Origin of the sequence: Phaeospirillum tilakii (genome assembly GCF_042683125.1) — a bacterium.
Classification (GTDB): domain Bacteria; phylum Pseudomonadota; class Alphaproteobacteria; order Rhodospirillales; family Magnetospirillaceae; genus Phaeospirillum; species Phaeospirillum tilakii.
On record NZ_JBHUIY010000026.1, the window covers coordinates 1 to 25880 of the forward strand.

The following is a 25880-nucleotide window of genomic DNA, read 5'->3' on the forward strand; positions in this document are numbered from 1 at the left end:
GGCGGCGGCTGCGGCCGGGCCGGCGGGGTCGCCGGCGGCGCCGGGGCGGGCGCGGCGGCGGGGGGCGGCGGGGCCGGGGGGAGGGGGGCGAGATCGACCTCGACCGTCTGTTCCTCGGGCGGGAGCGGCGGCGGGCGGCGCAGGCGCTCGTAGCTGACCAGCACCAGCGCGGCATGCAGCAGCAGCGAGGCCGCCAGCGCCCAGGGCAGCAGCGACCGGCGCCATGGGCGGGGGATGGGGCGACGGCCGACCCGGCGCGGCGCCCGCAGGGTCACGCCTGTGCCGGGGTGGTCCATAGGCGTCGCGCCGCCGCGACCACCCGGTCGGGGTCGAGGTCGAGCATCAGGCAATCGCCGCGGCGGTGGTCGAAATCGGGGGCGTGGCAGATGTCCTCGAACGAGCGCGGTCCACGCACGCTGGCGGCGCGGGGGCCGACCGGGCCGTAGAACAGTTCGGACGAGGGGCCGAACAGCCCGAGGGTCGGGCAGCCGGCGGCGGCGGCCATGTGCATCAGCCCGGAATCGTTGCCGAGATAGAAGGCGCAGCGGCCGAGCGCGGCGAACAGGGTGACGAGGTCGGCGCGGCCGTCGGCGAGGTCGATCCGCCGCGCCGCCGGCACCGCGTCGAGCACCGGCTGGGCCTGGGCCCGCTCGCTGGGGGCGGCCAGCACCGCCACCCGCGCCCCGGGCAGGATGCCGTCGGGCGCGGTCAGCCGCTCGATCGCGGTGACGAAACGTTCGGCCGGCCATTGCTTGGCGGCCCAGTTGGCGGTCGGCCCCACCGCCAGCACCGGCGGGCCGGCGGGGATCAGGCGGGCGGCGGCCTCGTGCTGCGCCGCGCCGGCCCACAGGCGGGGCGGCGGCGGCGGGTCGAGGTCGAGCAGTCCGGCGAGGTGGAACAGGCGGTGGCGCGGTTCCCACGACGAGCGCAGCACCCGCCGCCGCCACGCCGGCAGCAGCCAGCCGAGCGCCGAGCCGCGCAGATCGACCACCAGGGCCCAGCGCCGGGTGACGGTGCGGCGCCACAGGTCGAGCCAATGGCCGGCGCGGCGGCGCTTGACCATCGGGATCACCTCCTCGACGAACGGGGCGGCGGCGAACAGCGGCGCCGCCACCGCGCCGCAGGCGACGGTGAAGCGGGCTTCGGGATGGCGGCGGGCGAGGGCGTCGAGCAGGCCGCTCGACAGCACCGCGTCGCCGATCCGGCTGGCGGTGATGAACAGGATCCGCATCAGTGCCGTCCCGTCGCCCGCCGCGCCACCGGGTCGTAGATCCGGCCCACCGCCAGCAGCAGCGAGGCGCGCCCGAGCGTCGGCGCGGTCAGCTCGTCCCGCACCATCCGGGTCAGCTCGATCAGCGCGGCGCGGTCGGGATCGTCGGCGAACAGCGGGCCGAAACTGTCGAACAGCGCCAGCCCCTCGGCCAGCGCGGCGGTGAGCCCCTGCCGTCCCAGCCCCAGCCAGCACTCCACCAGCAGCGCCACCGTCGTCCCGACCACGTCGGCATGGGCGCGGCGGCGCATCGCCTCGCGGAACTGCACCACCAGGGCGCCGGGGCGGGCGGCCAGTTCCTGGGTGCAGAACGGCCGGGACGGGGCGGTGCCGGCGGTGTCGCGCGACACGCCGTGGCAATAGGATTGCAGTTCGGTCAGGCCGAAGCGGGCATGGCCGAAGCGGGTGAACAGCATCATGCCGAGGATGTCGACCAGCACCGGGTCGAGGCTGTGCTCGGCCGCCTGCAACTTCTCGACCAGGAACGGGCCGCTGGTGCTGGCATGGCCCATCAGCGCCATCAGGGCGTCGCGGGTGGTGGCGAACGGGCGGGGATCGCCGGCGAGCAGGGCGCGGATCAGGGCCAGATCGACCCCGTCGGGCAGATCGATGCCGTGCTGTTCCGCCTCGCGGTCGAGCGCGGCGAACAGGTCGAGCGCGGTCACCTCCTCGGGGTCGAGCGCGTTGGGGTCGGGCCGGCGCACCCGCACCCGGCGGGTGGTGGTGACCTCGCCCAGGGTGAAGCCGACCCCCAGCACCTTGAACACCCGGGGCCGGGTCACCCGCTTTTCCACCACCCGATAGCTCGGCGCGGCCGGCGCGGCCTCGGGGGCGGTCTGCTTGGCCTCGGCCCGCCGCTGCGCCTCGGCCAGCTTCCTCAGCCGGTCGAGCAGGATCGCCCACACCGCCTCGCGCTTGTCCTCCATGAAGGCGGCCCAGTCATGGTCGTCGAGCGGGATGCGGTCCTCGAACGGGCGATAGACCCGCCGCTCCATCCCGTCGCGGCAGGCGCGCAGCAGCGGCCCGGCGACGAAACCGGCCAGCAGGTCGGGGAAGGACGGATCGAACAGGAAGAACGGGGGGCCGACCCGGTAGGCGGCCGAGGGCATCCGCGCCGGCGGGGTCTCGAACGCGGTGACGCGGCGGCGGACCAGTTCGGCCAGATAGCGGCCAAGCCCGGCCTCGGCCACCGCGAACGGATCGTCGAGGGCGGGGACGGGCGGGGGGGGCGGGGCGGGCGCGTGGTCGGGTTGGTCGCTGCTGCGCCGGGCCGGGGCGTCGGCGGCGGCCGCGCCCCCCCGCGCCGCCCGCCACGCCCGGGCGATCTCCGGCCGCTTGACGATCACCACCCGGATCACCTCGGCCGCCAGCGCCCGCTGTTCCGGCCGGTCGTGCTGCACCACCCCCTCGACGAAGGCGGCTTCGATCGCCTCGCGGAACTCGGTGTCGCCCTGGCGGCGCAGCAGGCTGCGCAGCACCTCGGTGACGAAGTGGATCAGCGCCGCCTGATCGGGCTGGCGGCCGAGCTGGGCCAGCAACCCGTCGAGCAGCCGCCGCTGATCCTCGGGCAGCGTGGTCACTGCGCCACGTTCTTGTCGAGCGACACCGCCGAGACCGAGTTCTTGGGCGAGCCCTCGATGATCTTGTCGCTGTAGACCAGATAGACCAGCACGTTGCGCTTGCGGTCGAAGAACCGCACCACCTGCATCGTCTTGAACAGCAGCGAGGTGTCGGTCTTGAACACCGTCTCGCCGTCGCGGAAGGATTCGGCGATCTGGACCGGCCCGACCCGGCGGCACGAGATCGCGGCGTCGTCGTCGGGCTCCTCGACGATGCCCATCGCCCCCTTGATCCCGCCCAGCTTGGTGCGCGACAGGTAACAGGTGACCCCGGCCACCTTGGGGTCGTCGAACGCCTCGACCACGATCTTGTCGTTGGGGCCGATCGCCTTGAACACGGTCGAGACGCTGCCGATTTCCTCGGCGCCCAGCGGCGCGGCCAGCGCCACCGCCGCCACCATCGCCAGCCCCAGGCTTTTCGCCAGTCTCGTCATGGTTTCCCTTTCCATCGCTCGCGACCGGCCGGCCCCGGTCGTCTCCGTGATGTCCCCTATCCTGTCTTACCCGACGCCGCCGCCCGGCGCACGGGTCTTTTTGGCCGGTCCGCCGCGCGAAACGTCCTGCAAAATCCGGTCAGGATTCCCGTGGCAACGGGAACCCGGGGCGGACACGCGCGGGGGCGGGCCCATAACATAGGGAGATTCGACGAGTCCGCCAGTCGTGGGGCCGGTTTCGCCCCCCCGGTCAGGACGGCAGCGGCACGGCGGCGAAGCGGCGGGGCGGGTCGATCATCGCCGTCTGGGCGGCGACCAGGGCCAGTTCGCGCCGCCCCTCGGCCCGGGTGCGCTCCAGCACCGCATGCAGGCCGGACACCGCCAGCGCCAGCGCCTCGGGCAGGGGGCGGCCGGCCAGCCGGTGGCCGAACAGCAGCGCCGCCAGCAGGTCGCCGGTGCCGCTCGGCTCGGGGGCGAAGGGCAGGCGCGGGCTGTCCACCCGCCAGCCTTCCCCGGCGGTGACCGCCAGCACCGCCAGCGCGTCCTCCCCCGCCGGCAGGCCGGTCACCACCACCGCGCCGGGCCCGGCGCCGTCGCGGCCGAGCAGGCGGCGGGCGGCGGCTTCGGCGGCGGCGAGGTCGCCGACCGGGGTGCCGGCCAGCATTTCCAGCTCGAACCGGTTGGGGGTGATCAGGTCGGCCAGCGGCAGCAGCAGGCGGCGAAAGGCCTCGGGCAAGGCGGGATCGACATACAGCCCGCCGGGGAAATCGCCCATCACCGGGTCGCACAGATAGAGCGCGGCGGGATTGGCGGCGCGGATCCGGCGGATCGCCGCCGCCGCCACCTCGGCCACCCCGGCGGCGCCGAGATAGCCGCTGAGCAGCCCGTCGCAGCCATCGAGCGCCCCGACCGCCGCCAGCCCCTCGACCATCTCGGCGAGGTGGTCGGGCGGCAGCCGCCGGCCGCGAAAGCCGCCATGACCGGGATGGTTGGAGAACTGGACCGTGTCGATCGGCCAGACCTCGTGGCCGAGCCGCTGCAACGGCAGCAGGGCGGCGGAATTGCCGACATGGCCGAACGCCACCGCCGATTGGAGGGAAACAATCTGCATCGCGGCTCCGGTATAGACGACCTTTTATTGCGCTGCAACCTTGCCAAGCCTTCCCCGGGTTGTTACCCTTTCCACCCCTTTCGCCTCGTCCCCGACCAAGGAGCCGCCCCATGGCCGCCACCCCCCGGCCCCGCCGGTCCGTCCTCTACATGCCGGGTTCCAATCCGCGCGCGCTGGCCAAGGCCCGCACCCTCGCCGCCGACGGCCTGATCCTCGACCTCGAGGACGCCGTCGCCCCCGACGCCAAGGAAGAGGCCCGCCGGCTGGTGGTCGCCGCCTTGGCCGAGGGCGGCTATGGCGGGCGCGAATTGCTGCTGCGGGTCAACGGTCTCGCCACCCCGTGGGGCCAGGCCGACCTTGTCGCCGCCGCCACCGCCGGGGCCGACGCGGTGCTGATCCCCAAGGTCGAAAGCGCCGACATGGTCCGTCAGGTCGAGGCCGCGCTGGTCGCCGCCGGCGCGCCGGACTCGCTCGCGCTGTGGTGCATGATCGAGACCCCGCGCGGGGTGCTGCGGGTGGCCGAGATCGCCGAGGCCAGCCCCCGTCTGGCCGGGCTGGTGATGGGCACCTCCGACCTCGCCAAGGACCTGCACTGTGCCCACACCCCCGACCGCCAGCCGCTGGTCACCGCACTCGGCCTGACCCTGCTGGCTGCGCGGGCCAACGGGCTGGCCGCGCTCGACGGGGTCCATCTCGACCTCGACGACGAGCTGGGATTCGAGGCCGCCTGTCGGCAGGGCCGCGATTTCGGCTTCGACGGCAAGACCCTGATCCATCCCAAGACCATCGCCGCCGCCAACCGGGTGTTCGCCCCCAGTTCGCTCGAACTCGACTGGTCGCGCCGGATCATCGCCGCCCATGCCGAGGCCCAGGCCGCGGGGCGCGGGGTGGTGGTGGTCGATGGCCGGCTGGTCGAACAGCTGCATGTCGATAATGCCCGCCGTCTGGTCGATCTGGCGGCGCGGATCGGCGAGCTCGACGCCGCCCAGGCGGAGGCGGGGCGATGAGCAAGACCAATCGCGGCAATTTCCTCGAGGATTTCCGGCTCGGCCAGATCCTCCGCCACGCCACCCCGCGCACCGTCACCTGCGGCGACGTCGCGCTCTACACCGCATTGTACGGGTCGCGCTTCGCGGTTCAGTCCGCCGCCAGCTTCGCCGGTTCGGTCGGGCTCGGCCGCGACGGCCACGCCCCGCTCGACGATCTGCTGGTGTTCCACGTCGTGTTCGGCAAGAGCGTGCCCGACATCAGCCTCAACGCGGTGGCCAATCTCGGCTATGCCGGCGGCCGCTTCGGCGCGCCGGTCTATCCCGGCGACACCCTCGACGCGGTGTCCGAGGTGATCGGGATCAAGGAGAATTCCAACCGCCAGACCGGGGTGGTCTATGTCCGCACCACCGGGCGCACCCAGCGCGGCGCGGTGGCGGTCGAGTATGTCCGCTGGGTGATGGTGCGCAAGCGCGACCCCGAGGCGGTGCTGGCCGAAACCCGGGTGCCCGAGCTGCCCGGCGCGGTCGCCGCCGCCGATCTGATCGTGCCGGCCGGGCTCGACCTCGCTTCCTATGACGACACCCTTGCCGGCAGCCCCTATCGCTGGGACGATTACCAGCCGGGCGAGAAGATCGACCATGTCGATGGCGTCACCATCGAGGAAGCCGAACACATGATGGCGACCCGGCTGTGGCAGAACACCGCCCGGGTCCATTTCAACCAGTTCAGCGAAAGCCAGGGCCGCTTCGGCCGGCGGCTGATCTATGGCGGCCACGTCCTGTCGCTGGCCCGGGCGCTGTCGTTCAACGGCCTCGGCAACGCCTTCCGCCTCGCCGCGATCAATGGCGGCCGCCACGCCAACCCGACCTTCGCCGGCGACACCCTGTTCGCCTGGAGCGAGGTGCTGGAACGGATCGAATTGCCCGGCCGCACCGATGTCGGGGCGTTGCGGCTGCGGCTGGTCGCCACCCGCAACCAGCCCTGCGACGCCTTCCCGCTGCTCGCCGCCAACGGCCGCGACACCGATCCGGCGGTGGTGCTCGATTTCGATTACACCGTGCTGATGCCGCGACGCTGAAAGCGGGCTCCCGCCCGCACCCGGCCGGGGCGATGCCCCCGACCCCCTTTGTTTTCGTCGATAAAAAAAGAAGGAGGTCCGGAGCATCGCTCCGGGCGGGGCCTGGGCGGCAGCCCGCCCCGGGAGGCGGCAGCCTCCCGGGGGATTAGGGTCAGTGCAGGGCGGCGAAGGCGTGCTCGATGGTCTGATCGGCCTCGCTGCGCCAGCCGGCGCGGATCGTCTTGGCCTCGGCGCTGTCGGGGTTGCGCAGCAGCGCGTTGAGGGCCGGGTCGGCCGCCGCCGCCGCCGTCAGCGGCGGGTGGGCCAGCGCGGCGCGGGCCAGGGCGGCACGGCCCCGGTCGCCCTTGGCCTCGGCGGCGTGGATCGCGGCGAACAGCGATTGCAGCTTGGCGTGGCGGACGGCGATCCATTCGTCGAACAGCGCGGTCACCGCCGCTTGCCGGGCATTGGCCAGCGCCGGGTCGAACCGGCCGCCGGCGGCCTGGGGATCGAACGGGCGGGCGACGTCGGCCGGGGCCTCGGCATAGACGGCGCGGCGCACCGGCAGGCGCGACACCGCCGGGTCGAACAGCAGGGTCTGGCCCTGGTCCGACAGCAGGAAGGCGACCAGGGCCCGGGCGGCCTCGGGATGGGGCGCCTTGACCGGGATTCCGACATGGGCCGGGCTCAGCAGGGTCGGCGCCGGATAGGTGAAGGTCAGCGGCTTGCCCTCCTTGCGCAGCGGACGGACGAAGAAATCCATGGTCAGGGCGATCGAGCGGTCGCCGTCGAGCAGTTCGTTGAGCACGGCGACGCCGCCGCCGGCATCGACCAGGGTGGCGTTGGCGGCGATTTCCGCCCAGGTCGCCCAACCCTGCTCCCAGCCGCGCTCCTGCAACAGGGTCTCCAGCATCGGCGGGGCGTAGCCGATCGCCGACGGCACCGGCAGGGCGATCTGGCCGGCATAGATCGGCTTGGCCAGATCGTCCCAGCGCGCCGGCAGGGGCAGACCGCGCGCGGCAAGCCGGTCGGCGCGCAGGGCAAGGCCGTAGCCGGCCAGTTCGAACGGCAGCAGGCCGCGCGCCGGGTCGCCCAGCGCGACGCCGCGCAGGCTGGTCTCGATCCCGGCCTCGAGCCCGGGCAGCTTTTGTAGGCCACCCTCGCGCGCCAGCACCGGGAAGGCGTTGGCGGCCGGGGCCCACCACACGTCGATCCCGCCCTGGTCGGGGCTGCGCAGGGTCTTCAGCGCGCCGCCGCCGTGATCATATTCGACCTCGAGCGTCAGGTCGGGCCGGACCCGGGCGAAGGCCTGCTGGTACAGCTCGATCATCTCGGGGGGATAGCTGGTCAGCACCCGCAGGGTTTCGGCGGCGGCCGGACCGGCCAGGGCCAGCCAGAATGCCGCCAGCAGCAAGGTCATCCTTGGATTCATCTCAAACTCCTATTCCAGACGGAAGGTGATCGGCGCCACCACCACCAGATCGGGGCGGGGCGGAGAGGCAAGGGCCAGCCGGCGCGCCGCCTCGATCGCCGCGTTGGCCAGCAGCGGGTCGGGGGCGGTGCCCAGCACGGTGATCGATTCGGGATCGATCCGGCCGTCGTCCCGCACCCGCAGGCGCAGCCGCACCTCGCCGTGCAGGCCGAGGCGGCGGGCCTTGGCCGGATAGATCAAGGCGCGTTGCAGCCGCAGCCGCAGGTCGGCGAGGTAGGCATCGACCGAGTCGTCGCCGTCGCCGCCCCCGCCGCGCCCGCCGCCGGTCGGGCCGCCACCGGGCGCGGCGGGGGACGAACCGGTGGCGCCGGCTCCCGCCGCCGCCCCATCCGCCGCCCCGTCCGCCGTGTCGTTCGTCGCCGGGGCGGTGGGGGCGGTTTCAGCCGGGGCGGCCAGCGGTTGCGGCGCCGCCACCGGGGCCGGTGCGGGCGCGGACGGACGCGGCTTCGCCGGGGGGAGGACGGTCGCGGCGCGCGGGGGCGCGGCGGTGGGAGCCGCCGGGGCAAGCGGGAGCGGGCGCGCGGCCGGAGCGAGCGCGGCGGTCGCCGGCGGCGGCGGTGGCGGTGGCGTCACCAGTTCGACCGGCAGCGGTGGCGGCGGCTCCGGCGGCTCCGGCGGCGACGGTGGTGGCGGTCCGGCGGCAAGCAGGGCCACCGCCAGGGCGTGCGCCAGCAGCGAGGCGGCGACCCCGGTCGGGCCGGGGCCGCCCTCCCGCCGGACTCCACCGTCCGCCGGCTCAGAAAGTGACCCGGACATCGGCGAAGTAATTCCGCCCTTCCTCCGGGAACCCGTCCACCGTGTTGTAATTGACGTCGAAGATGTTCTTGGCGCCGGCCTCGAGGGTCAGAGCGTCGAGCGGCTTCCACGCCAGCTTGAAATTGACCAGGGCGTAATCGGCGCCCCGGTAATAGGCCTGGCTGGAGGTGTTCTGCATCCAGCGTTCCGACCCCAGTTCGACCGAGGGGACGGCATGGACCGCGTCGAGCGCCTCCCAATCGGCGTAGAGGATCGCCTTGTGGCGCGGCACCCCGGTCAGCCGCACCGACTTGTCGCCCGGCTCGACCACCATGAAGGTGTAGTTGGCGCCGAGTTCCAGCACCTCGAGCGGCTGGGCCGACAGTTCGACCTCGACGCCCTGATGCTGGGCCTTGCCGGAATTGAACGACACCGAACGGGTGCCGACCACCGGAATGGCGACGTTGCGCGAGACGATGGCGTCGTCGAGGTAGGAATGGAACAGGGTCAGGCCGCCGCGCAGGCCGGGGGCGAGGGTGTCCTTGATCCCGATCTGGGTGTTGAGCGACTTTTCCGCCTTGAGGTCGGGATTGCCGTAGGCGAGGCCGAAGCGGGTGCTGAAACGCTCGAACAGGGTGGGGAAGCGGGTCCGCCGCTCGATCGAGGCGCTGAGCTTGCCGCTGTCGCTGTAGCGGTAGATCGTCGCCAATTGCGGGTTGAGGGCGAAATCGTCGTTGCGCCGGTAGGGCACCATCAGGTTGTTCGACCAGTCCTGGGCCTTTTCCAGATTGCGGATGTCGTAGCCGAGGCCGGCGATCACGTCCCAGTCCTGGGTAACCCGGAAGGTGTTCTCGATCGCGGCGGAATAGGTCTGCTCGATCGAATCCTGCCACGGCTCGGTCACGGTCGGGCTGGTCTGGCTGCGCTCGCGGTGGGTGTCGGAGCGGGCATGCAGGGCGACGCGGATCAGGTCGCGCCCGCCGAACAGGCCGAGGCCGCCTTCGACGCTGCCGCCGAAGGCGGTGTCCTGATAGCGGCTCCAGACGCCCTGATTGGCGTTGGGCGCGGTGTAGCTGTCATTGGCGTAGAACTTGATCCGGTTGTCCATCCAGTCATAGAAGGCACGGACCTTGATGTAATCGTTCGCACCGAAGCTGGTGTTGGACAGCCAGTAGAGACTTTTCTTGCCCCATTCCGGCCAGCGCCAGTAGCGATCGTTGGAAACGGCGTTGGGCGGCGCACTCTTTCGCCCGTTCTGCTCGATGTAATTGATGGCGTATTCGTCGCCAGCCTCGGGAACGTAGCCGACCTTGAGGTTGACCTTGTAATCCTCCTTGCCGGATTCGTTGCGGTTGCCGCCATTCTCATAGCGGGTGGCGCCGAAATCGTCGGAAACGCGGAAATGGTCCTTCTGGGCCCATTGCCCCGAGCCCTGGACGTACCATTGATCGTGCAGGCTGCCGACATAGGCATCGGAGGTGAAACCGTTGAAGGCGCCGTTGCCGTCGAGCGACACCCCGCTGCGGAGGTCGCCGTCCAGCGCCGAGGTCGGCCGCCGGCTGACCAGATTGACCGAGCCGCCCATCGCGCCCGGGCCGTTGATCACCGAGCTGTAGCCCTTGGTCACCTGGATTTCCGCCACGTCGGTGGTGGTGAACCGCGCCATGTCGAGCCGGTTGTCGTAGGGCAGATAGACCCGGATCCCGTCGATGTAGAGCGGCACCCGGGTCCGGTCCATGCCCCGGATATAGTAATTGGCCTCGTTGCGCGAACTGCCGCCCCGCGTCACCGAGGCGCCGGCCATGGTGGCGAGGGCGTCGTCGAGGGTGTCGCGGTTGAGCAGGCGCATCTGGTCGAGGGTCAGGGTCGAGGTGCCCGGCAGCTCGCTTTCGGCCGGGGCGGCGACATGCACTTCGCCCAGGGTGAAGATGCCGTCATCGGCGGCCCGGGCCCCCCATGGGACCAGGGCGGTACAGGTCAGTATGGCGACCGTCATCGGTCGATTCATCGCGTCCCCCTTTGTACGGATGGCGGAAGAGCCGTCGCCGCGTCCCTTGGGCGGGGTGGCGCCGGCACCGCCTGTGCTCGTTATATAGCCATGCTATATGACGATGACCGAAAAATGAACAGGGGGACGGTGTGGCGAGGAAAATGCCCGTCGCAATGAGTAGCCACACAACAAATATTCGCCATTTGCGGGAATATGCCAAAAGATCGAGCGTCATTCCCGTTTGGCGGGGATGGCGTTGCCCCGCCGATCCTGTCGGGATGGCCGGCTCTGTTCGAAGGCGGATCAAAGGAGGCGGGTGGATCCCTTCGTTTTCCTGGCGTGTCACCCAACCCGGCGCGGTTTTCCTTGGCCGGGACCCGTGGTGGTCCCGGGCGGTGGCCGGGCGGGGAGACGACAAGGCGATTGAAGGGGGGGTGGCAACGGTGAAAAAATCATCCGTTACGTTTCCACGCCCTTCCGCGGCGGGGGCCAAGGCCAGGCCAGGGCCGGAACAAGGCCATCGGGTCGCCGGTCGCCCCCAACGATTGACGCGGGATGTGGTATCTCTTTCGGCCGGTCCGGTCGGGTGCTATAAACCTCCGGTGGACCATCGGGAGGCAGACCGTTGACTTTGCTTGATGTTTTGCTGGTCGCCCTGATTCGGGGCCTGGGGGAGGCGCTGCCGCTCGGCGCCTCGGGGCCGCTGGCGGCCCTGCCCGGACTGACCGGCAGCGACAGCGCCCGCGCCGCCCTGTCGGTGGCGACCCATTTCGGCATCCTGTTGGCGCTGCTGCTTTATTTCTGGCGCGACGTGCTGGCGATGGCGCTTGGCCTGTGGCGGCTGGCCAAGGGCAAGCCCGATGCCGGCTCGCGGCTGATGCTGCATGTCGCCGCCGGCACCGTGCCGACCGCGCTGGCGGCGGGGTTCCTCGCCGTGCCGGCGGCGGGGCTGGTCGGGCCGCTGGCCGCCGCCGGGTTGATCGTGCTGGGCGGCGTGGTGCTGCTCGGCTGCGACCGGCTCGGCGTCACCGTCCACCGGGTCGAGCATCTGTCGATTCCGCTGGCGGCCGGGCTCGGTTTGACCCAGGTGCTGGCGCTGGTTCCCGGGGTGTCGCGCACCGGCATCACCATTTCCGCCGCCCGTCTGCTGGGGTGGGAACGGGTCGAGGCGGCGCGGTTCTCGCTGCTGCTGGCGATCCCGCTCCATCTCGGCGCCGGCCTGTTCGACCTGTGGCGGCTGACCCGGCAGGCCCAGCCGATCCTGTCGAGCGATCTTCAGCTCGCCACCGTCGCCTCCGGCGGCATCGCGCTGGTAGCGGTGGCGGCGATGATGGCCTGGGTCGGGCGCCATTCCTACGCCCCGTTCGCCCTGGCCCGGATCGCCCTCGGCGTGGTGATCCTCGCCGCCGTCGCCTGGACCTCGCTCGGTCCGGCCTGATCACGGAGGCGCTGCGGGGCTGCCGCCCCGCCCCCACCTGGAGGCTGGCGCCTCCAGACCTCCCCTTGTTTTGAAAATAAAGGGGGTTTGGGGCATCGCCCCAAGCGGGTTCGGGCGGCAGCCCGATAACGTGGGCGCCCCTTGGCGGCTATTCCTCGCCGCGCAGGGCGCGCACCGCCGCGATCAGGCCGGCGGTCGAACCGTCATGCGCCGCCGGCGCGGCCGGGCCGGTCAGTTCGGGCAGGATCACCTTGGCCAGCGCCTTGCCCAGTTCGACCCCCCACTGGTCGAAGCTGTTGATGTCCCAGATCACCCCCTGCACGAACACCTTGTGCTCGTAGAGCGCGATCAGCCTGCCGAGGGTGTGGGGGTCGAGCTTGCGGTAGAGCAGGAAATTGCTCGGCCGGTTGCCGGGGAACACCCGGTGCGGCACCAGCGCGTCGATCTCGGCCGCCGGCCGGCCGGCTTCGGTCAGCTCGGCCCGCACCTCGGCCTCGTCGCGGCCGCGCATCAGCGCCTCGGCCTGGGCCAGCACGTTGGCGAGCAGCATCGGGTGGTGCGGACCGATCGGATTGTGGGTCTCGGCCGCGACCAGGAAGTCGCAGGGGATCAGCCGGGTGCCCTGGTGGATCAGCTGGTAGAAGGCGTGCTGGCCGTTGGTGCCGGGCTCGCCGAACAGGATCGGCCCGGTGCTCCAGCCGACCGGGCTGCCGTCGCGGGCGACCGACTTGCCGTTGCTTTCCATGTCGAGCTGCTGGAGGAAGGCGGGGAAGCGGTGCAGATACTGGTCGTAGGGCAGCACCGCCACCGCCTCGGCGCCGAGGAAATTGGCGTTCCAGATCCCGATCAGCGCCAGCAGCACCGGCAGATTGGCCCCGAGCGGGGCGGTGCGGAAATGCTCGTCCATCGCGAAGGCGCCGTCGAGCAATTGTTCGAACCGCTCGAACCCGATCGCCACCGCGATCGACAGGCCGATCGCCGACCACAGCGAATAGCGTCCGCCGACCCAGTCCCAGAAGGCGAACATGTTGGCCGGGTCGATGCCGAAAGCGGTCACCGCCGGGGCGTTGGTCGAGAGGGCGACGAAATGATGGGCCACCGCCGCCTCGCCCAGCGCCGCCACCAGCCAGTCGCGCGCGGTGTGGGCGTTGGCGATGGTTTCCTGGGTGGTGAAGGTCTTCGAGGCGACGATGAACAGGGTGGTGGCCGGATCGCAACGCTTGAGGATCTCGGCGGCGTGACTGCCATCGACGTTGGAGAGGAAATGGACGTCGAGTCCGGGCTGGCGGTAGGGCGCCAGCGCCTCGACCACCATCGCCGGGCCGAGGTCGGAACCGCCGATGCCGATATTGACCACGGCGCGGATCGGCTGGCCGGTGGCGCCGCGCCACGAGCCGTCGCGCACCCGGGTGGCGAAGTCGCGCATCTTGTCGAGCACCGCCCGCACCTCGGGCATCACGTCCTGGCCGCCGACCCGGACCGGCCGGTCCGAGCGGTTGCGCAGGGCGACATGCAGCACGGCGCGATGCTCGGTCAGGTTCCATTCGGCCCCGCCGAACATCGCGTCGCGCGCCGCTTCGACTCCGGCCTGCCCGGCCAGCGCCACCAGCAGCTCGCGGGTGATCCGGTCGATCCGGTTCTTGGAATAATCAAGCAGCAGGTCGCCCAGCCGCAGCGAGAAATCGGCGAAACGCCGCGGATCCTCGGCGAACAGCGCCCGCATCGGCCGGGCTCCCTCGGTCGCCGCGCGCGCTTCGAGCGCCGCCCAGGCCGGCAGCGTGGTCGGATGGGTCATGACCTCTGAGTTCCCCCCTCGAGAGCGTAAACCGCCGGCGACTGTACTCCGCTTCCGCGAAGCTGTCGCCGGTGGCTGGAACCGTCACGATGTGAAAGATTGATGTCGAAACGATGACGCATCCCCCGGCGGGCGGGGGATCACCCCTCCCGCCAGCCGCCCTGGCGCAGGCGCAGGTCGATCCAGCGCCGCCCCAGCCGTTCCCACACCGCGTTCTGGGCGAGGCGGTCGCCCAGGCTGGCGAAATCGACCTGATCGAGCGGCTGGTCCTGGTCGGCGCAGGTGAAGACGAAGCGGGTCTCGCCGCTGACCGGGTCGTGGTGGCGTTGCAGGCACTGGGCGCAGACCTCCTTCAGCATGCATTGCATCGGCGCGTTGATCGAGCCGATCGCGGTGTGATCCGGCTTCAGCCAGGGCGCCAGCCGATCGTGACGGGCCGCCGCCACCGCCGCCATCATCCGGTCCGAGCCGATCACGATCACCCGGTCGACACTGTCGAGCGGCAGGTCGGTCGGGCCGAGCCGGCCCTGGCCATAGGCCTCGATCGCCTCGATCACGTTGCCGACGAAACTGTGCTCGTGCGGCGATTCGGCGGCGAAGGCCGCGCCGCGATCGACGCACCACACCACCCGGTCGGCGGCGGCGCGGATCTCGTCGGGCTTGAAGCGGTCCTCGGTGGTGCGGTAGCCGGCGAAATACAGCACCCGCGCCCCGGCGGCGCGGAAGGCGGCGCCGATCGACACCAGCACCGCGTTGCCGAGCCCGCCGCCGACCAGCAGCACCGTCTCGTGGCCGCAGACATGGGTGGGGGCGCCGCTCGGCCCCATCAGCACCACCGGCTCGTCGGGACGCAGGGTGGCGACCAGATCGGACGAGCCGCCCATCTCCAGCACCACCATCCCCACCAGCCCGGCGGCGGGATCGACCCAGGCCCCGGTCAGGGCCAGTCCCTCCATCGCCAGCCGGTCCGGCTCGGGCCGGCCCCATGGCCGCTCGTAATTCTGTAGGCGGAAGAACTGGCCGGGGCGGAAGGCGCGGGCGGCGGCGGGGGCGCGCACCACCAGTTCGACGATGCGCGGCGCCAGCCGGGTCACCGACTGCACCGTCGGCCGCAGCAGGTCGTCGAGCCCGGCGAACAGCACCTCGGCCGGCGGTGCCGCGCCCGCCGGCAGCCGGGCCAGGGCGCGGGTGATCACGGCGTGGCCCTGGTGGGCCGAGGCCATCGCCGACACCACGTTGCCGGCATAGGACGGATGGAGGTCGCCGAAGAAGCTGACCCGCCCCTCCTGGCCCTCGACCCGCATCAGCACCGCGGGCTGCGCCGGCTTGGGGCTGCGCTCGGGGGTGACCGGGCCGCCATCCTCGTCCACCGCCTGGAAATAGGCGCCGTCGAGAGTGATGCCGGGCAGCTCGCGCGCCAGGGCGGTGTTGGGAGCGGTGCCGGCGGCGATCAGCACGGTGCGGGCCGGCATCACATGCTCGGCGCCGCCGGCGTCGCGCAGCCGGATCGCCCTGGCGGCGCCGTCGGCATCGGTCTCGATCGCCAGCGGGGTGAGGTGTTCGGCAAAGCCGATCCCCTCGGCCAGGGCGTGGCTGACCTCGTCGCGGTTGCGCCAGGCCGGGCTGTCGGCCAGCCCCCGGCGATAGACCACGGTGGCCCCGCCCCATTCCGCCAGCAGCGCCCCCAGCCGGGGCGGGCGGCCCTCGGCGGCGGCGGCGGCGCGTTCGGCCCGGATCGCCCGGGCATGGGCGATGAATTCCTCGGCGATGGCCCGTTCGGCCGCCGGCCAGCCGTCGAGCGGCGACACCCCGTCGGCCACGGTCAGCGCCTCGACCCGGGCAAGGAAGCTTTCGACCTCGACCGGGTAATAGGCCAGCGCCTCGGTGGCGGCGTCGATCGCGGTCAGGCCGCCGCCGATCACCACCACCGGCAGGCGGAGCTGAAGATGGGCCAGCGCGTCGCGCCGCGCCGCCCCGGTCAGTTGCAGGGTCATCAGGAAGTCCGAGGCCAGCCGCACCCCGCGCGCCAGCGCCCCGGGCAGATCGGGCAGGGTCGGCCGTCCCGCCCCCAGCGCCAGGGCGACATGGTCGAAGCCGAGCGCGCGGGCGCGGTCGAAATCGAGCGCGCCGCCGAACCGCACCCCGCCATGGAGGGCGAAGGACTCGCGCCGCTCCAGCAGCAGGCGGATCAGGTCGAGGTTGTTCTTGTCCCAGCGGGCGGTGATGCCGTATTCGGCGACGCCGCCGAACCCGCCCGGGACCCGCTCGCCCAGCGGCCGGGCCAGGGCGCGCACGTCGCGCAGCGGCTGGAACGGCCGGCGGGCGCCGTCGGCGGTCCGCCCCGACCAGCGCGGGTCGAGCGGCTCGATCTTCAGCCCGTCGATCGCCACCACGGTGTGGCCGTCCTGGAGCAGGTGGTGGGCCAGGGTGTAGCCGGCCGGGCCGAGCCCGACCACCAGCACCGCCCGCCCGCTCGGCGGCAGCGGCAGCGGCCGGTCGAAATCGAGCGGATTCCACCGCGTCAGCAGCGAATAGATCTCGAACCCCCACGGCAGGTCGAGCACGTCGCGCAGCACCCGGCTTTCCACCGCCGGGGTATCGACCGGGTCGCGGTTCTGGTTGCCGTAGATGCAGGCCTCCTGGCAGGCCGAGCAGATGCGGTGGCCGGTGCCGGCCAGCAGCGGATTGTTGACCGCCACCACCGCCAGCGCCGCCAGCGGCAGGCCGGCGGCCTTGGTCTCGTGCATCTCGGAAATCCGCACCCCGAGCGGGCAGCCGGCATGGGCGCCGCCGTCGCGCCGGACCAGCCCGGTGCGGCAGCTGTCCTTGCCCTGATGGGCGCAATGGATGCAGTAGCGGGCCTGATCGAGCGCCTGGGCCAGCCCGGTGCCGGGATCGGTCAGGTCGAAGCCGTCGCGCGCGCGCCGCGCCGCCGGCTCGGCCCGCCACACCTGGCGGCCGTCCTCGTCATGGCGGCGGGCGCCGGGCGGGGCGGCGGGGTCGCGCCGTTCGGGCAGGGTGAACAGCGGTCCGGCCGGCCCGGCCCCGGGGGCGCCGGCCAGCCGGGCCGCCGCCAGCCGGGTGGCGAGGGCGAGATCGTCGCCGTGGGCGGCCTCGTCGTCGAGCCAGCCCAGCACCCGCCGGGCGAAGCCGAGATCGCTGTAGGGCTCGCCGCTGCGGGTCTCGTATGCGGCGGTCAGCGCGGCGAGGTCGAATCCGGCCGCCTCGGCCGGCGGATAGGCGCGGGCGGCGCGGCGCTGGACGAATTGGCGCTTGGCCGCGAACAGCGGCGCCAGTTCGTCATGCGCCGCCGCCAGCGCCGCCACCGGGGCGCGCAGGCCGAACAGCCCGGCCAGGAAATCGTCGAGCAGTGGCGCCAGCGCCAGCATCAGCGCCGGGCGGTCGGCCGGACTCGGCGCGCCGGCCCGGGCCGCGCCCAGCCATGTCGCCAGCGCCGGATCGGTCGCGGACAGCCCGTCGAGGAAGATCCGGTCGAGCCGGATCAACCCCTGCCGTTGATAAAGGTCGGCCAGCGACAGGTCGTGGGCGAGCGTGATGTGGGCCAAATCGGATGTCATATATTCTCCTGCCTAGGGCTCTTACCCGTTGGTGTAATATCTTATTAAACTTTGCGCTGTCAGGCTTGCGCCTGGGAATGGGCTGTTGATGTAGATGGACATGCCGAGTGCCAATGACAGCCTCGACCGAGGAACAGGGCGCGCTGTTCCAGGCCCTTATCCACAAGATTTCCCAGACCGAGGATCCGGCGCGCCTGCGTGACGCCAGTCTGGCCGCGCTCGGGCTGATGCTGCGCCGTCCGTCGGACCAGGCGCTGCGGGGCGAACTGACCGGCCAGATCGACTCGATCCTGGCCGGCGTGGTGCCCGACCGGCCGGAAACGGTTCGCCTCGCCGCCCGCCAGTGTCTGGTGGTGCTGCGTCGCGCCCGCGATTCCCGGCGGCCCCGACCGGAAACGGCGCGGGGGCTGCCCGCGCCGCCCAAACGCCGCCGCCGCCCGTCGTCGCCGTCGCACCATCATGCCGCCGCCCGCGCCCTCACCATCGCCGGCGGCGGCACCGTCCTGGTCGGCTGTCTGCTGTGGGTGTGGGGGCTGACCGTCCATCCCGCCCCGGCGCCGGAAATGGCCGACGGGCAGCGGCTGGCCGAGCAGATCGCCGCCGCCGCCGAAACGGCGCCGATGCCGACCCATCTGCTCGGCGGGCCGCTGCGGCGGACGGTGCAGGACGGCCAGCCGACGGTGGTGGTGGCCGAAAAGGTGCCGCCCCACGTCTGTGCCGCCGCCGGCTGGACGCTGGTGCGCAAGGGCACCCTGTCGATCAACGGCATCACCCCGAGCCGGCTGTCCGCCGCCCGCATCACCGAATTGTGCAATCAGAGCAGCGTCGCCAGCCTGCGCTGGATGCCGAAGACCGCGCCATGATCCGTCTGCTGCCGGCGTTGCTGCTGTTGCTGCTGCTGCTGCCGGCCCTGCCGGCGGCGGCGGAGCCGCCGCAACTGGCCGGCCGGGCCGAACAGGGCGGGCTGCTGGCCGGGCGGGCCGGACCGGGCGATCAGGTCTGGCTCGACGCGGTCGCGGTGCCGGTGGCCGCCTCCGGCCGCTTTCTGCTCGGCTTCGGCCGCGACGCCGCCGCCGGCGCGGTGCTGACCCTGCGCCATCCCGATGGCGGCGAGGAACGGTTCGCTCTCGCCGTCGCCCCGCGGTCCTGGCCCGAGCAGCGCATCGCCGGCCTGCCGCCGTCCCAGGCCGCGCCCGATCCCGCCGCGCTGGCCCGCATCCGCGCCGACGCCGCCCGGCTGACCGCCTGCCGCGCCCGGGTCAGTCTCGATCCCGCCTTCGAGGGCGGGCTGGTCCGCCCCGCCGCCGGCCCGGTGTCGGGGGTGTTCGGCAGCCGCCGCAGCTACGAGGGTCATCCCGGCGCGCCCCATTCCGGGCTCGACATCGCCGCCCCGGCCGGGGCCCCGGTGCGGGCCACCGCCGCCGGCCGGGTGGTGCTGGCCGATCCCGACCTGTTCCTGACCGGTGGCACGGTGCTGATCGATCACGGCCTCGGCCTGATGTCGAGCTATGCCCATCTGTCCCGCCTCGACGTCGCCGAGGGGCAGCGGGTCGCCGCCGGCGACACCATCGGCGCGGTCGGGTCCAGCGGCCGCGCCACCGGGCCGCATCTGCATTTCGGCCTGTCCTGGCTCGACCGCCGGCTCGATCCCGAGGCGGTGCTGGCGGTGCTGGCGCCGCCCTGAGCCGGCGGCGGCCACGTTTCTTCAATGCAACGGCGGCGGCGGAGGTCTATATCTTGCGTCCGTCCCCGGCCCGCCCGAGGTGGTGGTTGATCTTCCCCACCCGAAGGGGTGGCTCAAAACCCTGCGTCCGGGTGGGGTTTCCCGCCGGAAAGTGTGGCTCGGATCGTTGACTTGTCCGACGCAACTGGATAAACAATTTCCCCACACTGCTCGGGGGGCCGGCACGGCCCCGGGACTTTCCGCCATTCTGGGGCTCATGCCATGACGAAGCGCGATCGGCCGCTTTCCCCTCATATTCAGATCTACAAGATGCCGTTCACGGCGGTTCTGTCGATCAGCCACCGCATCACCGGGGTGGTGATGGCGGTGGGGACGGCGGTGCTGGCCTATTGGCTGGTCGCGGCGGCCAGCGGCCCCGATTCCTTCGCCACCGCCCAGGCGGTGCTGGGCTCGGTGCCCGGGCGGATCCTGCTGTTCGGCTGGTCGCTGGCGCTGTTCTACCATCTGTGCAACGGCATCCGGCACATGTTCTGGGATGCGGGCCTCGGTTTCGAGATCCGCGACGCCCAGCGGTCCGGCCTCGCCACCGTCGCCGCCGCGCTGGTGCTGACCGCGCTGGCCTGGACCATCGGTTTCTAACGAGAAGGGGTCGGACGTGAGACTCAGATCCGCCTTGGGCCGCGCCCGCGGCCTCGGTTCCGCCCGCGAGGGCGTCGGGCATTTCTACGCCCAGCGCGTGTCGGCCATCGCGCTGATCCCGCTGTCGCTGTGGTTCGTGGTGTCGGTGATCCACCTGACCCATGCCGACCACGCCGCGGTGGTCGCCTGGGCCGGCCAGCCGATCAATGCCACCCTGCTCGCGCTGACGGTGCTGACCGCGCTGTACCACGCCCAGCTCGGGGTCGAGGTGGTGATCGCCGACTATGTCCATGGCGAGACCATCAAATTCACCCTGCTGACCGCCTCGATCCTGGCCGCCGTGCTGCTCGGCGCGGTGATGGCGGTGTCGATCCTGAAAGTCGCTGTCGGAGTCTGAGCCCATGCCCGCCTACAAGATCATCGACCACACCTATGACGTGGTGGTCGTCGGCGCCGGCGGCGCCGGCCTGCGCGCCACGATGGGCATGGGACAGGCCGGTCTGCATACCGCCTGCATCACCAAGGTGTTCCCCACCCGCTCCCACACCGTCGCCGCCCAGGGCGGCATCGGTGCCGCCCTCGGCAACATGGCCGAGGACAATTGGAAGTGGCACATGTACGACACCGTCAAGGGGTCGGACTGGCTGGGCGACCAGGACGCGATCGAGTACATGTGCCGCGAGGCGGTGCCGGCGGTCTACGAACTCGAACATTTCGGCGTGCCGTTTTCGCGCACCCCCGAGGGCAAGATCTATCAGCGCCCGTTCGGCGGCCACATGTCGAACTACGGCGAGAAGCCGGTGCAGCGCGCCTGTGCCGCCGCCGACCGCACCGGGCATGCGATCCTGCACACCCTCTATCAGCAGTGCCTCAAGCATTCCTGTCAGTTCTTCGTCGAGTACATCGCCCTCGACCTGATCATGGATCAGGACGGCGCCTGCCGCGGCGTGATGGCGTGGAACCTCGATGACGGCACGCTGCACCGCTTCCGCGCCCACCGGGTGGTGCTGGCGACCGGCGGCTATGGCCGGGCCTATTTCTCCTGCACCTCGGCCCACACCTGCACCGGCGACGGCCACGGCCTGGTTGCCCGCGCCGGCCTGCCGTTGCAGGACATGGAATTCGTCCAGTTCCACCCCACCGGCATCTACGGCTCGGGCTGCCTGATCACCGAGGGCGCGCGCGGCGAGGGCGGCTATCTGACCAACTCGGCCGGCGAACGCTTCATGGAGCGTTATGCCCCCACCGCCAAGGATCTGGCCTCGCGCGACGTGGTCAGCCGGGCGATGACGATGGAGATCCGCGAGGGGCGGGGCGTCGGCAAGGCCAACGACCACATCTTCCTCCATCTCGAACATCTCGGCGCCGAGACGCTGGAACTGCGCCTGCCGGGCATTTCCGAGACCGCCAAGATCTTCGCCGGGGTCGATGTCACCCGCGAGCCGATCCCGGTGCTGCCGACCGTCCATTACAACATGGGCGGCATCCCGACCAACCTGCATGGCGAGGTGCTGCGCCCGACCGCCGAGGATCCCGACGCCACCGTGCCCGGCCTGATGGCGATCGGCGAGGCGGCCTGCGTCTCGGTCCACGGCGCCAACCGGCTCGGCACCAACTCGCTGCTCGACATCGTGGTGTTCGGCCGCGCCGCCGCGCTGCGCGCCGCCGCCACCCTCAAGCCCGGCACCCCGCACAAGCCGCTGCCGCAGAACGCCGGCGATCAGGCGGTCGCCCGCTTCGACCGGCTGCGCCTCGCCAACGGCCCGACCCCGACCGCCGAGCTGCGGCTGGCGATGCAGAAGACGATGCAGAACGACGCCGCCGTGTTCCGCACCGCCAAGACGCTGGCCGAGGGCGTCGAGAAGATGGGGCAGGTCGCCGGCACGCTCGACCAGATCCGCATCAGCGACCGCTCGATGGTGTGGAACTCCGATCTGGTCGAGGCGCTCGAACTCGAGAACCTGATGGATTGCGCGCTGGCCACCATCGTCTCGGCCGAGGCGCGGCACGAAAGCCGTGGCGCCCACGCCCACGAGGATTACCCCGAACGCGACGACGTCAACTGGCTGAAGCACACCCTGGCCTGGGTCGAAGGCGGCAAGGTGCGGCTGGATTACCGTCCGGTCCACACCTACACGCTGACCGACGAGGTCGAGTACATCAAGCCGAAGAAGCGCGTGTACTGATCGCCCCGGGAAGGAGAAACCGCAAATGGTCGAAATCGCCCTGCCTGCCAATTCCCGGGTCCAGCCCGGCAAGACCTATCCGGCTCCGGCCGGGGCCAAGCGGGTCAAGCGTTTCAACATCTATCGTTACGATCCCGACGCGGGGAGCAATCCCCGCCTCGACAGCTTCGCGATCGATCTCGACGATTGCGGGCCGATGGTGCTCGACGCCCTGCTGAAGATCAAGAACGAAGTCGATTCGAGCCTGACCTTCCGCCGCTCCTGCCGCGAGGGCATCTGTGGGTCCTGCGCGATGAACATCGCCGGCACCAACACCCTGGCCTGCCTCAAGCCGATCGACAGCATCGAGGGCGACGTCGCGATCTATCCGCTGCCGCATCTGCCGGTGGTCAAGGATCTGGTCGCCGATCTGGCGGTGCCCTACGCCCAGTACGCCTCGGTCAAGCCGTGGATGCAGACCCAGAGCCCGAATCCGCCCGACAGCGAGCGGTTGCAGAGCCCGGAGGAGCGCGAGGTGCTCGACGGGCTGTGGGAGTGCATCCTGTGCTTCTGCTGCCAGACCTCCTGCCCGAGCTACTGGTGGAACGGCGACCGTTATCTCGGCCCGTCGATCCTGCTCCAGGCCGCGCGCTGGATCTTCGACACCCGCGACGAAATGACCGGCGAACGCCTCGACAATCTCGAGGATCCGTTCCGGCTCTATCGTTGCCACACCATCATGAACTGCACCCAGACCTGCCCGAAGGGCCTCAATCCCGCCCGTGCCATCGGCGCGATCAAGGGCAAGCTGATCGAGCGCCGCGCCTAACCGCGCGGCGTCTCGCCCCGCGCGCCTTGCGCGCAAACATGTGCAGGTTAGGCGGGCTGCCGCCCCCGCGCGCTCCGCGCGCAAACATACACAGGCTAGGCGGGCTGCCGCCCGCCGGCCCGCTCGGGGAGCAGAGCTCCCCGAACCCCTCCCTTTTTTATCAATGAAAACAAAGGGGGTCCGGGGCATCGCCCCGGCCGGGCCCGCGGGCGGGAGCCCGCGCAACTGTTCGGTATGGCGCCTACGGCGTCGGCGTCGGCGTGGGCGTGTCGCCTTCGGCCGGCTGGCGGGGCTGGCTGTTGCGCCATTGATCGACCGCGCCCGTGCTGAACGGATCGACGTAGCGGCCATCCTTGAAGCGCATGGCCGGATCGACGCAGGCATAGGTGGCGAGGTGGGGCACCAGCAGGCGGCACTGCCAGGGCTGGTCAAGGATCAGCACGGCGTGCAGGCCCCATTGGGTGCAGGCTTCCTCGGCCAGCCGGTCCCGGTCCTCGCGTGGCGTGTCGCCGCCGTAGCAGACCCGCACCTGTCCGTCATAGCCGGCCGGCTTTGGCTTGCTGACCTCAAGGGTCGCCTTGGCGTAATTGCGGTCGATGAAGGCGTCGCTCGACGAGCAGCCGGCCAGCACGGCCATGGCGGCGGTCAGGGGCAGCAGGCGGGTCAGCTTCATCGGCGATCGTTTCCGGACGGGATCGAGGCCCTGTTCTACCCCATGGCGGCGCGGTTGGGAACCGTTGCCCGGCCGGCGGTTGTTTCGCCGCGCCGCCGCCGTTATCCTCTTTTTCCAGGCGTGGCGGTCCCTCGCCCCGCCAGCACATCGGCCCGGTCGGGGCCCCAGGGAAGGGAAGATCGATGTCCGAGACCCCCAAGCGCCGTCTGGTCACCCGCAGCGATTTCGACGGCCTGGTCTGCGCCGTGCTGCTGCGTCACCTCGACCTGATCGACGAGATCACCTTCGTTCATCCCAAGGACATGCAGGACGGCCGGATCGAGATCGGCCCGGGCGACATCACCACCAACCTGCCCTATGTCGAAGGGGTCGCGCTCGCCTTCGACCACCATCTGTCCGAAACGCTCCGCACCGGGCGCCACGACAACCATATCATCGATCCCGACGCCCCCTCGGCGGCGCGGGTGGTGTACCAGTATTACGGCGGGGCGGAGCGCTTCCCCGCCGCCTGGTCCGAGATGATGCAGGCGGTCGATCAGGCGGATTCGGCCCGCTACAGCCTGGGCGACATCCTCGATCCCGATGGCTGGACCCTGCTCAATTATGTGATGGATGCCCGCACCGGGCTCGGCCGCTTCCGCGAGTTCCGCATCTCGAACTACCAGTTGATGATGAACCTCATCGACTATTGCCGCACCCACACCATCGACGACATCCTGTCGCTGCCCGACGTCAAGGAGCGCACCGACCTCTATTTCGCCCATCAGGAGAAGTTCAAGGAACAGATCCGGCGCTGCGCCCGGGTTCACCGCAATCTGGTGGTGCTCGACCTGCGCGGCGAGGAGGTGATCTACGCCGGCAACCGCTTCATGATCTACGCCCTGTACCCGGAATCCAACATCTCGATCCACGTGCTGTGGGGGCTGAAGCGGCAGAACACCGTGTTCGCGATCGGCAAGTCGATCCTCGACCGCTCCTCGCGCACCAATGTCGGCGAACTGTGCCTGCGCCATGGCGGCGGCGGCCATCAGGCCGCCGGCACCTGCCAGATCGACACGGCGCTGGCCGAGAAGGTGCTGGCCGAACTGATCACCCGCATCACCGCCGACGGCTGATCGCCCGCCCGGTTCCGCCGCCTGCCCAGGGCTGGGGGCGGAACCGGGCCATTTCCCCGACATGTTGCGGCAGCAGGGATGACATTGTCGTGACCGCGCCGGGTGCGGGCTCGACAGCGGCGGGGAGATTCCGTTAGGGTTGTGGTCAGGATCGCCGGTCAGCGAAGGAGGGTTCCTTCCGTGCCGTCCCGCCAGGGTCGCCCGCTCTGCCTGTCCCCCCGTCCGCCGGTCCCCGGCGGAGCAGAGCCGCTCCCCCCGATCCCGTCCCCAGGGTCTCTCGTCCGCGAGAGGCCTTTTTTGTTGGCCGGCCGCCCCTGGCCGGGCCGGCCCCGTTTCCCCGCTTGTGTTCCGACAGCCGCGAAGGAGAGCCCGATGGCCAAACGCGCGACCCGCAGCGCCGTGTCCAAGTCCGACCCGGTGGTTCCGCTCTACCCCGTCCCGACCGGCGAGGGTCAGGACTGGTCCCCCTTGCCGGCCGACGAGGAGCGCGATCAGAGCTTCCGCCGCACCGTGCGGCCCCGCAGCGACAATCAGCGCCGGCTGCTCGGGGCGATCGGGGATCATCATCTCACCGTCGCCCTCGGTCCGGCCGGCACCGGCAAGACCTATCTGGCGATCTCGGCGGCGGTCGAGGCGTTCGAGGCGGGGGAGGTCGGCCGGATCGTGCTGTCACGCCCGGCGGTCGAGGCGGGGGAAACCCTCGGCTTCCTGCCCGGCGACCTGCAGGAGAAGATGGCGCCCTATCTGCGGCCGCTCTACGACGCCTTGTCCGACCGGCTGGGCGGCAAGAAGCTGCGCGCGCTGCTGGCCGACGGCTCGATCGAGATCGCGCCGATCGCCTACATGCGGGGGCGGACCCTCAACAACGTCTTCATCGTGATCGACGAGGCGCAGAACTGCACCTACGGCCAGATCAAGATGCTGCTGACCCGGCTGGGCTGGCATTCGACCATGGTGCTGACCGGCGATCCCGACCAGAGCGACCTGCTGCCCGGCCTGTCCGGGCTGGCCGACATCGCCGCCCGTCTGCGCGGCCTGCCCGACGTCGCCGTGGTCGATCTGACCGAGGCCGACATCGTGCGCCATCCGCTGGTGGCCAGCATGCTGACGGTGCTGTAAACGGTTGGTGCGGGGCCGGGGGTGCGGCACCGCCGCCGCTCCTCCGCCCCGGGCCGGCAGCGGACGGGGGGATGCGGCCAGGGTTTGACCGACAAACGGATACGCCCCGCGAAAGACGTTCCGGTCTTTCGCGGGTGAACGGATCCC

Annotated in this window: 22 protein-coding genes; 11 read left to right on the top strand and 11 right to left on the bottom strand. The window is 71.3% G+C overall.

Annotation, left to right across the window (positions count from 1 at the left end; translation table 11 throughout):
- The 5 genes from ACFSNB_RS12775 to pdxY form a co-directional block, all read right to left on the bottom strand.
- Window positions 1-275 (bottom strand): hypothetical protein (locus tag ACFSNB_RS12775; protein ID WP_377317137.1); only part of this gene is annotated, 275 nt, incomplete at its 3' end.
- Window positions 272-1231 (bottom strand): glycosyltransferase family 9 protein, encoded by a 960-nt coding sequence (locus ACFSNB_RS12780; RefSeq protein WP_377317139.1) that lies wholly within the window; start codon window positions 1229-1231, stop codon window positions 272-274. The genes ACFSNB_RS12775 and ACFSNB_RS12780, both read right to left, overlap by 4 nt.
- Entirely contained in the window at window positions 1231-2850 is a 1620-nt protein-coding gene (locus tag ACFSNB_RS12785; protein ID WP_377317141.1) for a hypothetical protein, read from the bottom strand. Before ACFSNB_RS12785 ends, ACFSNB_RS12780 begins: the two co-directional genes overlap by 1 nt.
- On the bottom strand, window positions 2847-3323 hold the full coding sequence (locus tag ACFSNB_RS12790; protein ID WP_377317143.1) for a CreA family protein: 477 nt from the start codon (window positions 3321-3323) through the stop codon (window positions 2847-2849). Before ACFSNB_RS12790 ends, ACFSNB_RS12785 begins: the two co-directional genes overlap by 4 nt.
- A gap of 250 nt (window positions 3324-3573) precedes the next feature.
- On the bottom strand, window positions 3574-4434 hold the full coding sequence (gene pdxY, locus ACFSNB_RS12795) for a pyridoxal kinase PdxY (RefSeq protein WP_377317145.1): 861 nt from the start codon (window positions 4432-4434) through the stop codon (window positions 3574-3576).
- A gap of 110 nt (window positions 4435-4544) precedes the next feature.
- Between pdxY and ACFSNB_RS12800 the strand changes: the two genes are divergently transcribed.
- Both ACFSNB_RS12800 and ACFSNB_RS12805 read left to right on the top strand, forming a co-directional pair.
- Window positions 4545-5441 carry an HpcH/HpaI aldolase/citrate lyase family protein gene (locus ACFSNB_RS12800; protein ID WP_377317147.1) on the top strand — a complete coding sequence of 299 codons (897 nt, stop codon included), beginning with the start codon at window positions 4545-4547 and terminating at the stop codon, window positions 5439-5441.
- On the top strand, window positions 5438-6502 hold the full coding sequence (locus ACFSNB_RS12805) for a MaoC family dehydratase (protein ID WP_377317149.1): 1065 nt from the start codon (window positions 5438-5440) through the stop codon (window positions 6500-6502). Before ACFSNB_RS12800 ends, ACFSNB_RS12805 begins: the two co-directional genes overlap by 4 nt.
- 151 nt (window positions 6503-6653) lie before the next feature.
- Here the strand turns inward: ACFSNB_RS12805 and ACFSNB_RS12810 are convergent, their stop codons facing one another.
- Genes ACFSNB_RS12810 through ACFSNB_RS12820 form a run of 3 tightly spaced genes read right to left on the bottom strand, consistent with a single transcriptional unit; the run spans window position 6654 to window position 10704 of the window.
- A complete protein-coding gene (locus ACFSNB_RS12810; protein ID WP_377317151.1) occupies window positions 6654-7901 on the bottom strand; it encodes an ABC transporter substrate-binding protein in 1248 nt (415 codons plus the stop codon).
- Window positions 7902-7922: 21 nt separating this feature from the next.
- A complete protein-coding gene (locus ACFSNB_RS12815) occupies window positions 7923-8729 on the bottom strand; it encodes an energy transducer TonB (protein WP_377317153.1) in 807 nt (268 codons plus the stop codon).
- Window positions 8710-10704 (bottom strand): TonB-dependent receptor plug domain-containing protein, encoded by a 1995-nt coding sequence (locus tag ACFSNB_RS12820; RefSeq protein ID WP_377317155.1) that lies wholly within the window; start codon window positions 10702-10704, stop codon window positions 8710-8712. Before ACFSNB_RS12820 ends, ACFSNB_RS12815 begins: the two co-directional genes overlap by 20 nt.
- Window positions 10705-11323: 619 nt before the next feature.
- On the opposite strand from ACFSNB_RS12820, the gene ACFSNB_RS12825 reads away from it, so the two are divergent.
- Window positions 11324-12136, top strand: coding sequence for an undecaprenyl-diphosphate phosphatase (locus tag ACFSNB_RS12825; protein ID WP_377317157.1), 813 nt, complete (start codon window positions 11324-11326; stop codon window positions 12134-12136).
- A gap of 148 nt (window positions 12137-12284) precedes the next feature.
- Here the strand turns inward: ACFSNB_RS12825 and pgi are convergent, their stop codons facing one another.
- Both pgi and ACFSNB_RS12835 read right to left on the bottom strand, forming a co-directional pair.
- Window positions 12285-13931 carry a glucose-6-phosphate isomerase gene (gene pgi / locus ACFSNB_RS12830; RefSeq protein WP_377317159.1) on the bottom strand — a complete coding sequence of 549 codons (1647 nt, stop codon included), beginning with the start codon at window positions 13929-13931 and terminating at the stop codon, window positions 12285-12287.
- Between the two features lie 140 nt (window positions 13932-14071).
- Window positions 14072-17509, bottom strand: a complete 3438-nt coding sequence (locus ACFSNB_RS12835; RefSeq protein WP_377317161.1) for an FAD-dependent oxidoreductase — start codon at window positions 17507-17509, stop codon at window positions 14072-14074.
- Window positions 17510-17622: 113 nt separating this feature from the next.
- On the opposite strand from ACFSNB_RS12835, the gene ACFSNB_RS12840 reads away from it, so the two are divergent.
- The 6 genes from ACFSNB_RS12840 (at window position 17623) to ACFSNB_RS12865 (ending at window position 22826) form a co-directional block, all read left to right on the top strand.
- Window positions 17623-18372, top strand: coding sequence for a hypothetical protein (locus tag ACFSNB_RS12840; RefSeq protein ID WP_377317163.1), 750 nt, complete (start codon window positions 17623-17625; stop codon window positions 18370-18372).
- Window positions 18369-19193, top strand: coding sequence for a M23 family metallopeptidase (locus ACFSNB_RS12845; protein ID WP_377317165.1), 825 nt, complete (start codon window positions 18369-18371; stop codon window positions 19191-19193). Before ACFSNB_RS12840 ends, ACFSNB_RS12845 begins: the two co-directional genes overlap by 4 nt.
- A gap of 261 nt (window positions 19194-19454) precedes the next feature.
- Window positions 19455-19832: a succinate dehydrogenase, cytochrome b556 subunit gene (sdhC, locus tag ACFSNB_RS12850; RefSeq protein WP_377317167.1), complete on the top strand. Its 378-nt coding sequence runs from the start codon at window positions 19455-19457 to the stop codon at window positions 19830-19832.
- A gap of 16 nt (window positions 19833-19848) precedes the next feature.
- Entirely contained in the window at window positions 19849-20229 is a 381-nt protein-coding gene (sdhD, locus tag ACFSNB_RS12855; protein ID WP_377317169.1) for a succinate dehydrogenase, hydrophobic membrane anchor protein, read from the top strand.
- A 4-nt stretch (window positions 20230-20233) separates the two neighbouring features.
- Complete coding sequence (sdhA, locus tag ACFSNB_RS12860; RefSeq protein WP_377317171.1) at window positions 20234-22018, top strand: succinate dehydrogenase flavoprotein subunit; 1785 nt, start codon at window positions 20234-20236, stop codon at window positions 22016-22018.
- A gap of 25 nt (window positions 22019-22043) precedes the next feature.
- Complete coding sequence (locus ACFSNB_RS12865; protein ID WP_377317173.1) at window positions 22044-22826, top strand: succinate dehydrogenase iron-sulfur subunit; 783 nt, start codon at window positions 22044-22046, stop codon at window positions 22824-22826.
- A gap of 241 nt (window positions 22827-23067) precedes the next feature.
- Here the strand turns inward: ACFSNB_RS12865 and ACFSNB_RS12870 are convergent, their stop codons facing one another.
- Window positions 23068-23499 (bottom strand): hypothetical protein, encoded by a 432-nt coding sequence (locus ACFSNB_RS12870; RefSeq protein WP_377317175.1) that lies wholly within the window; start codon window positions 23497-23499, stop codon window positions 23068-23070.
- 182 nt (window positions 23500-23681) lie between these two features.
- On the opposite strand from ACFSNB_RS12870, the gene ACFSNB_RS12875 reads away from it, so the two are divergent.
- Together ACFSNB_RS12875 and ACFSNB_RS12880 are read left to right on the top strand one after the other, a co-directional pair.
- Complete coding sequence (locus tag ACFSNB_RS12875) at window positions 23682-24614, top strand: exopolyphosphatase (protein ID WP_377317177.1); 933 nt, start codon at window positions 23682-23684, stop codon at window positions 24612-24614.
- A 372-nt stretch (window positions 24615-24986) separates the two neighbouring features.
- A complete protein-coding gene (locus tag ACFSNB_RS12880; protein ID WP_377317179.1) occupies window positions 24987-25733 on the top strand; it encodes a PhoH family protein in 747 nt (248 codons plus the stop codon).
- Window positions 25734-25880 lie beyond the last annotated feature (147 nt).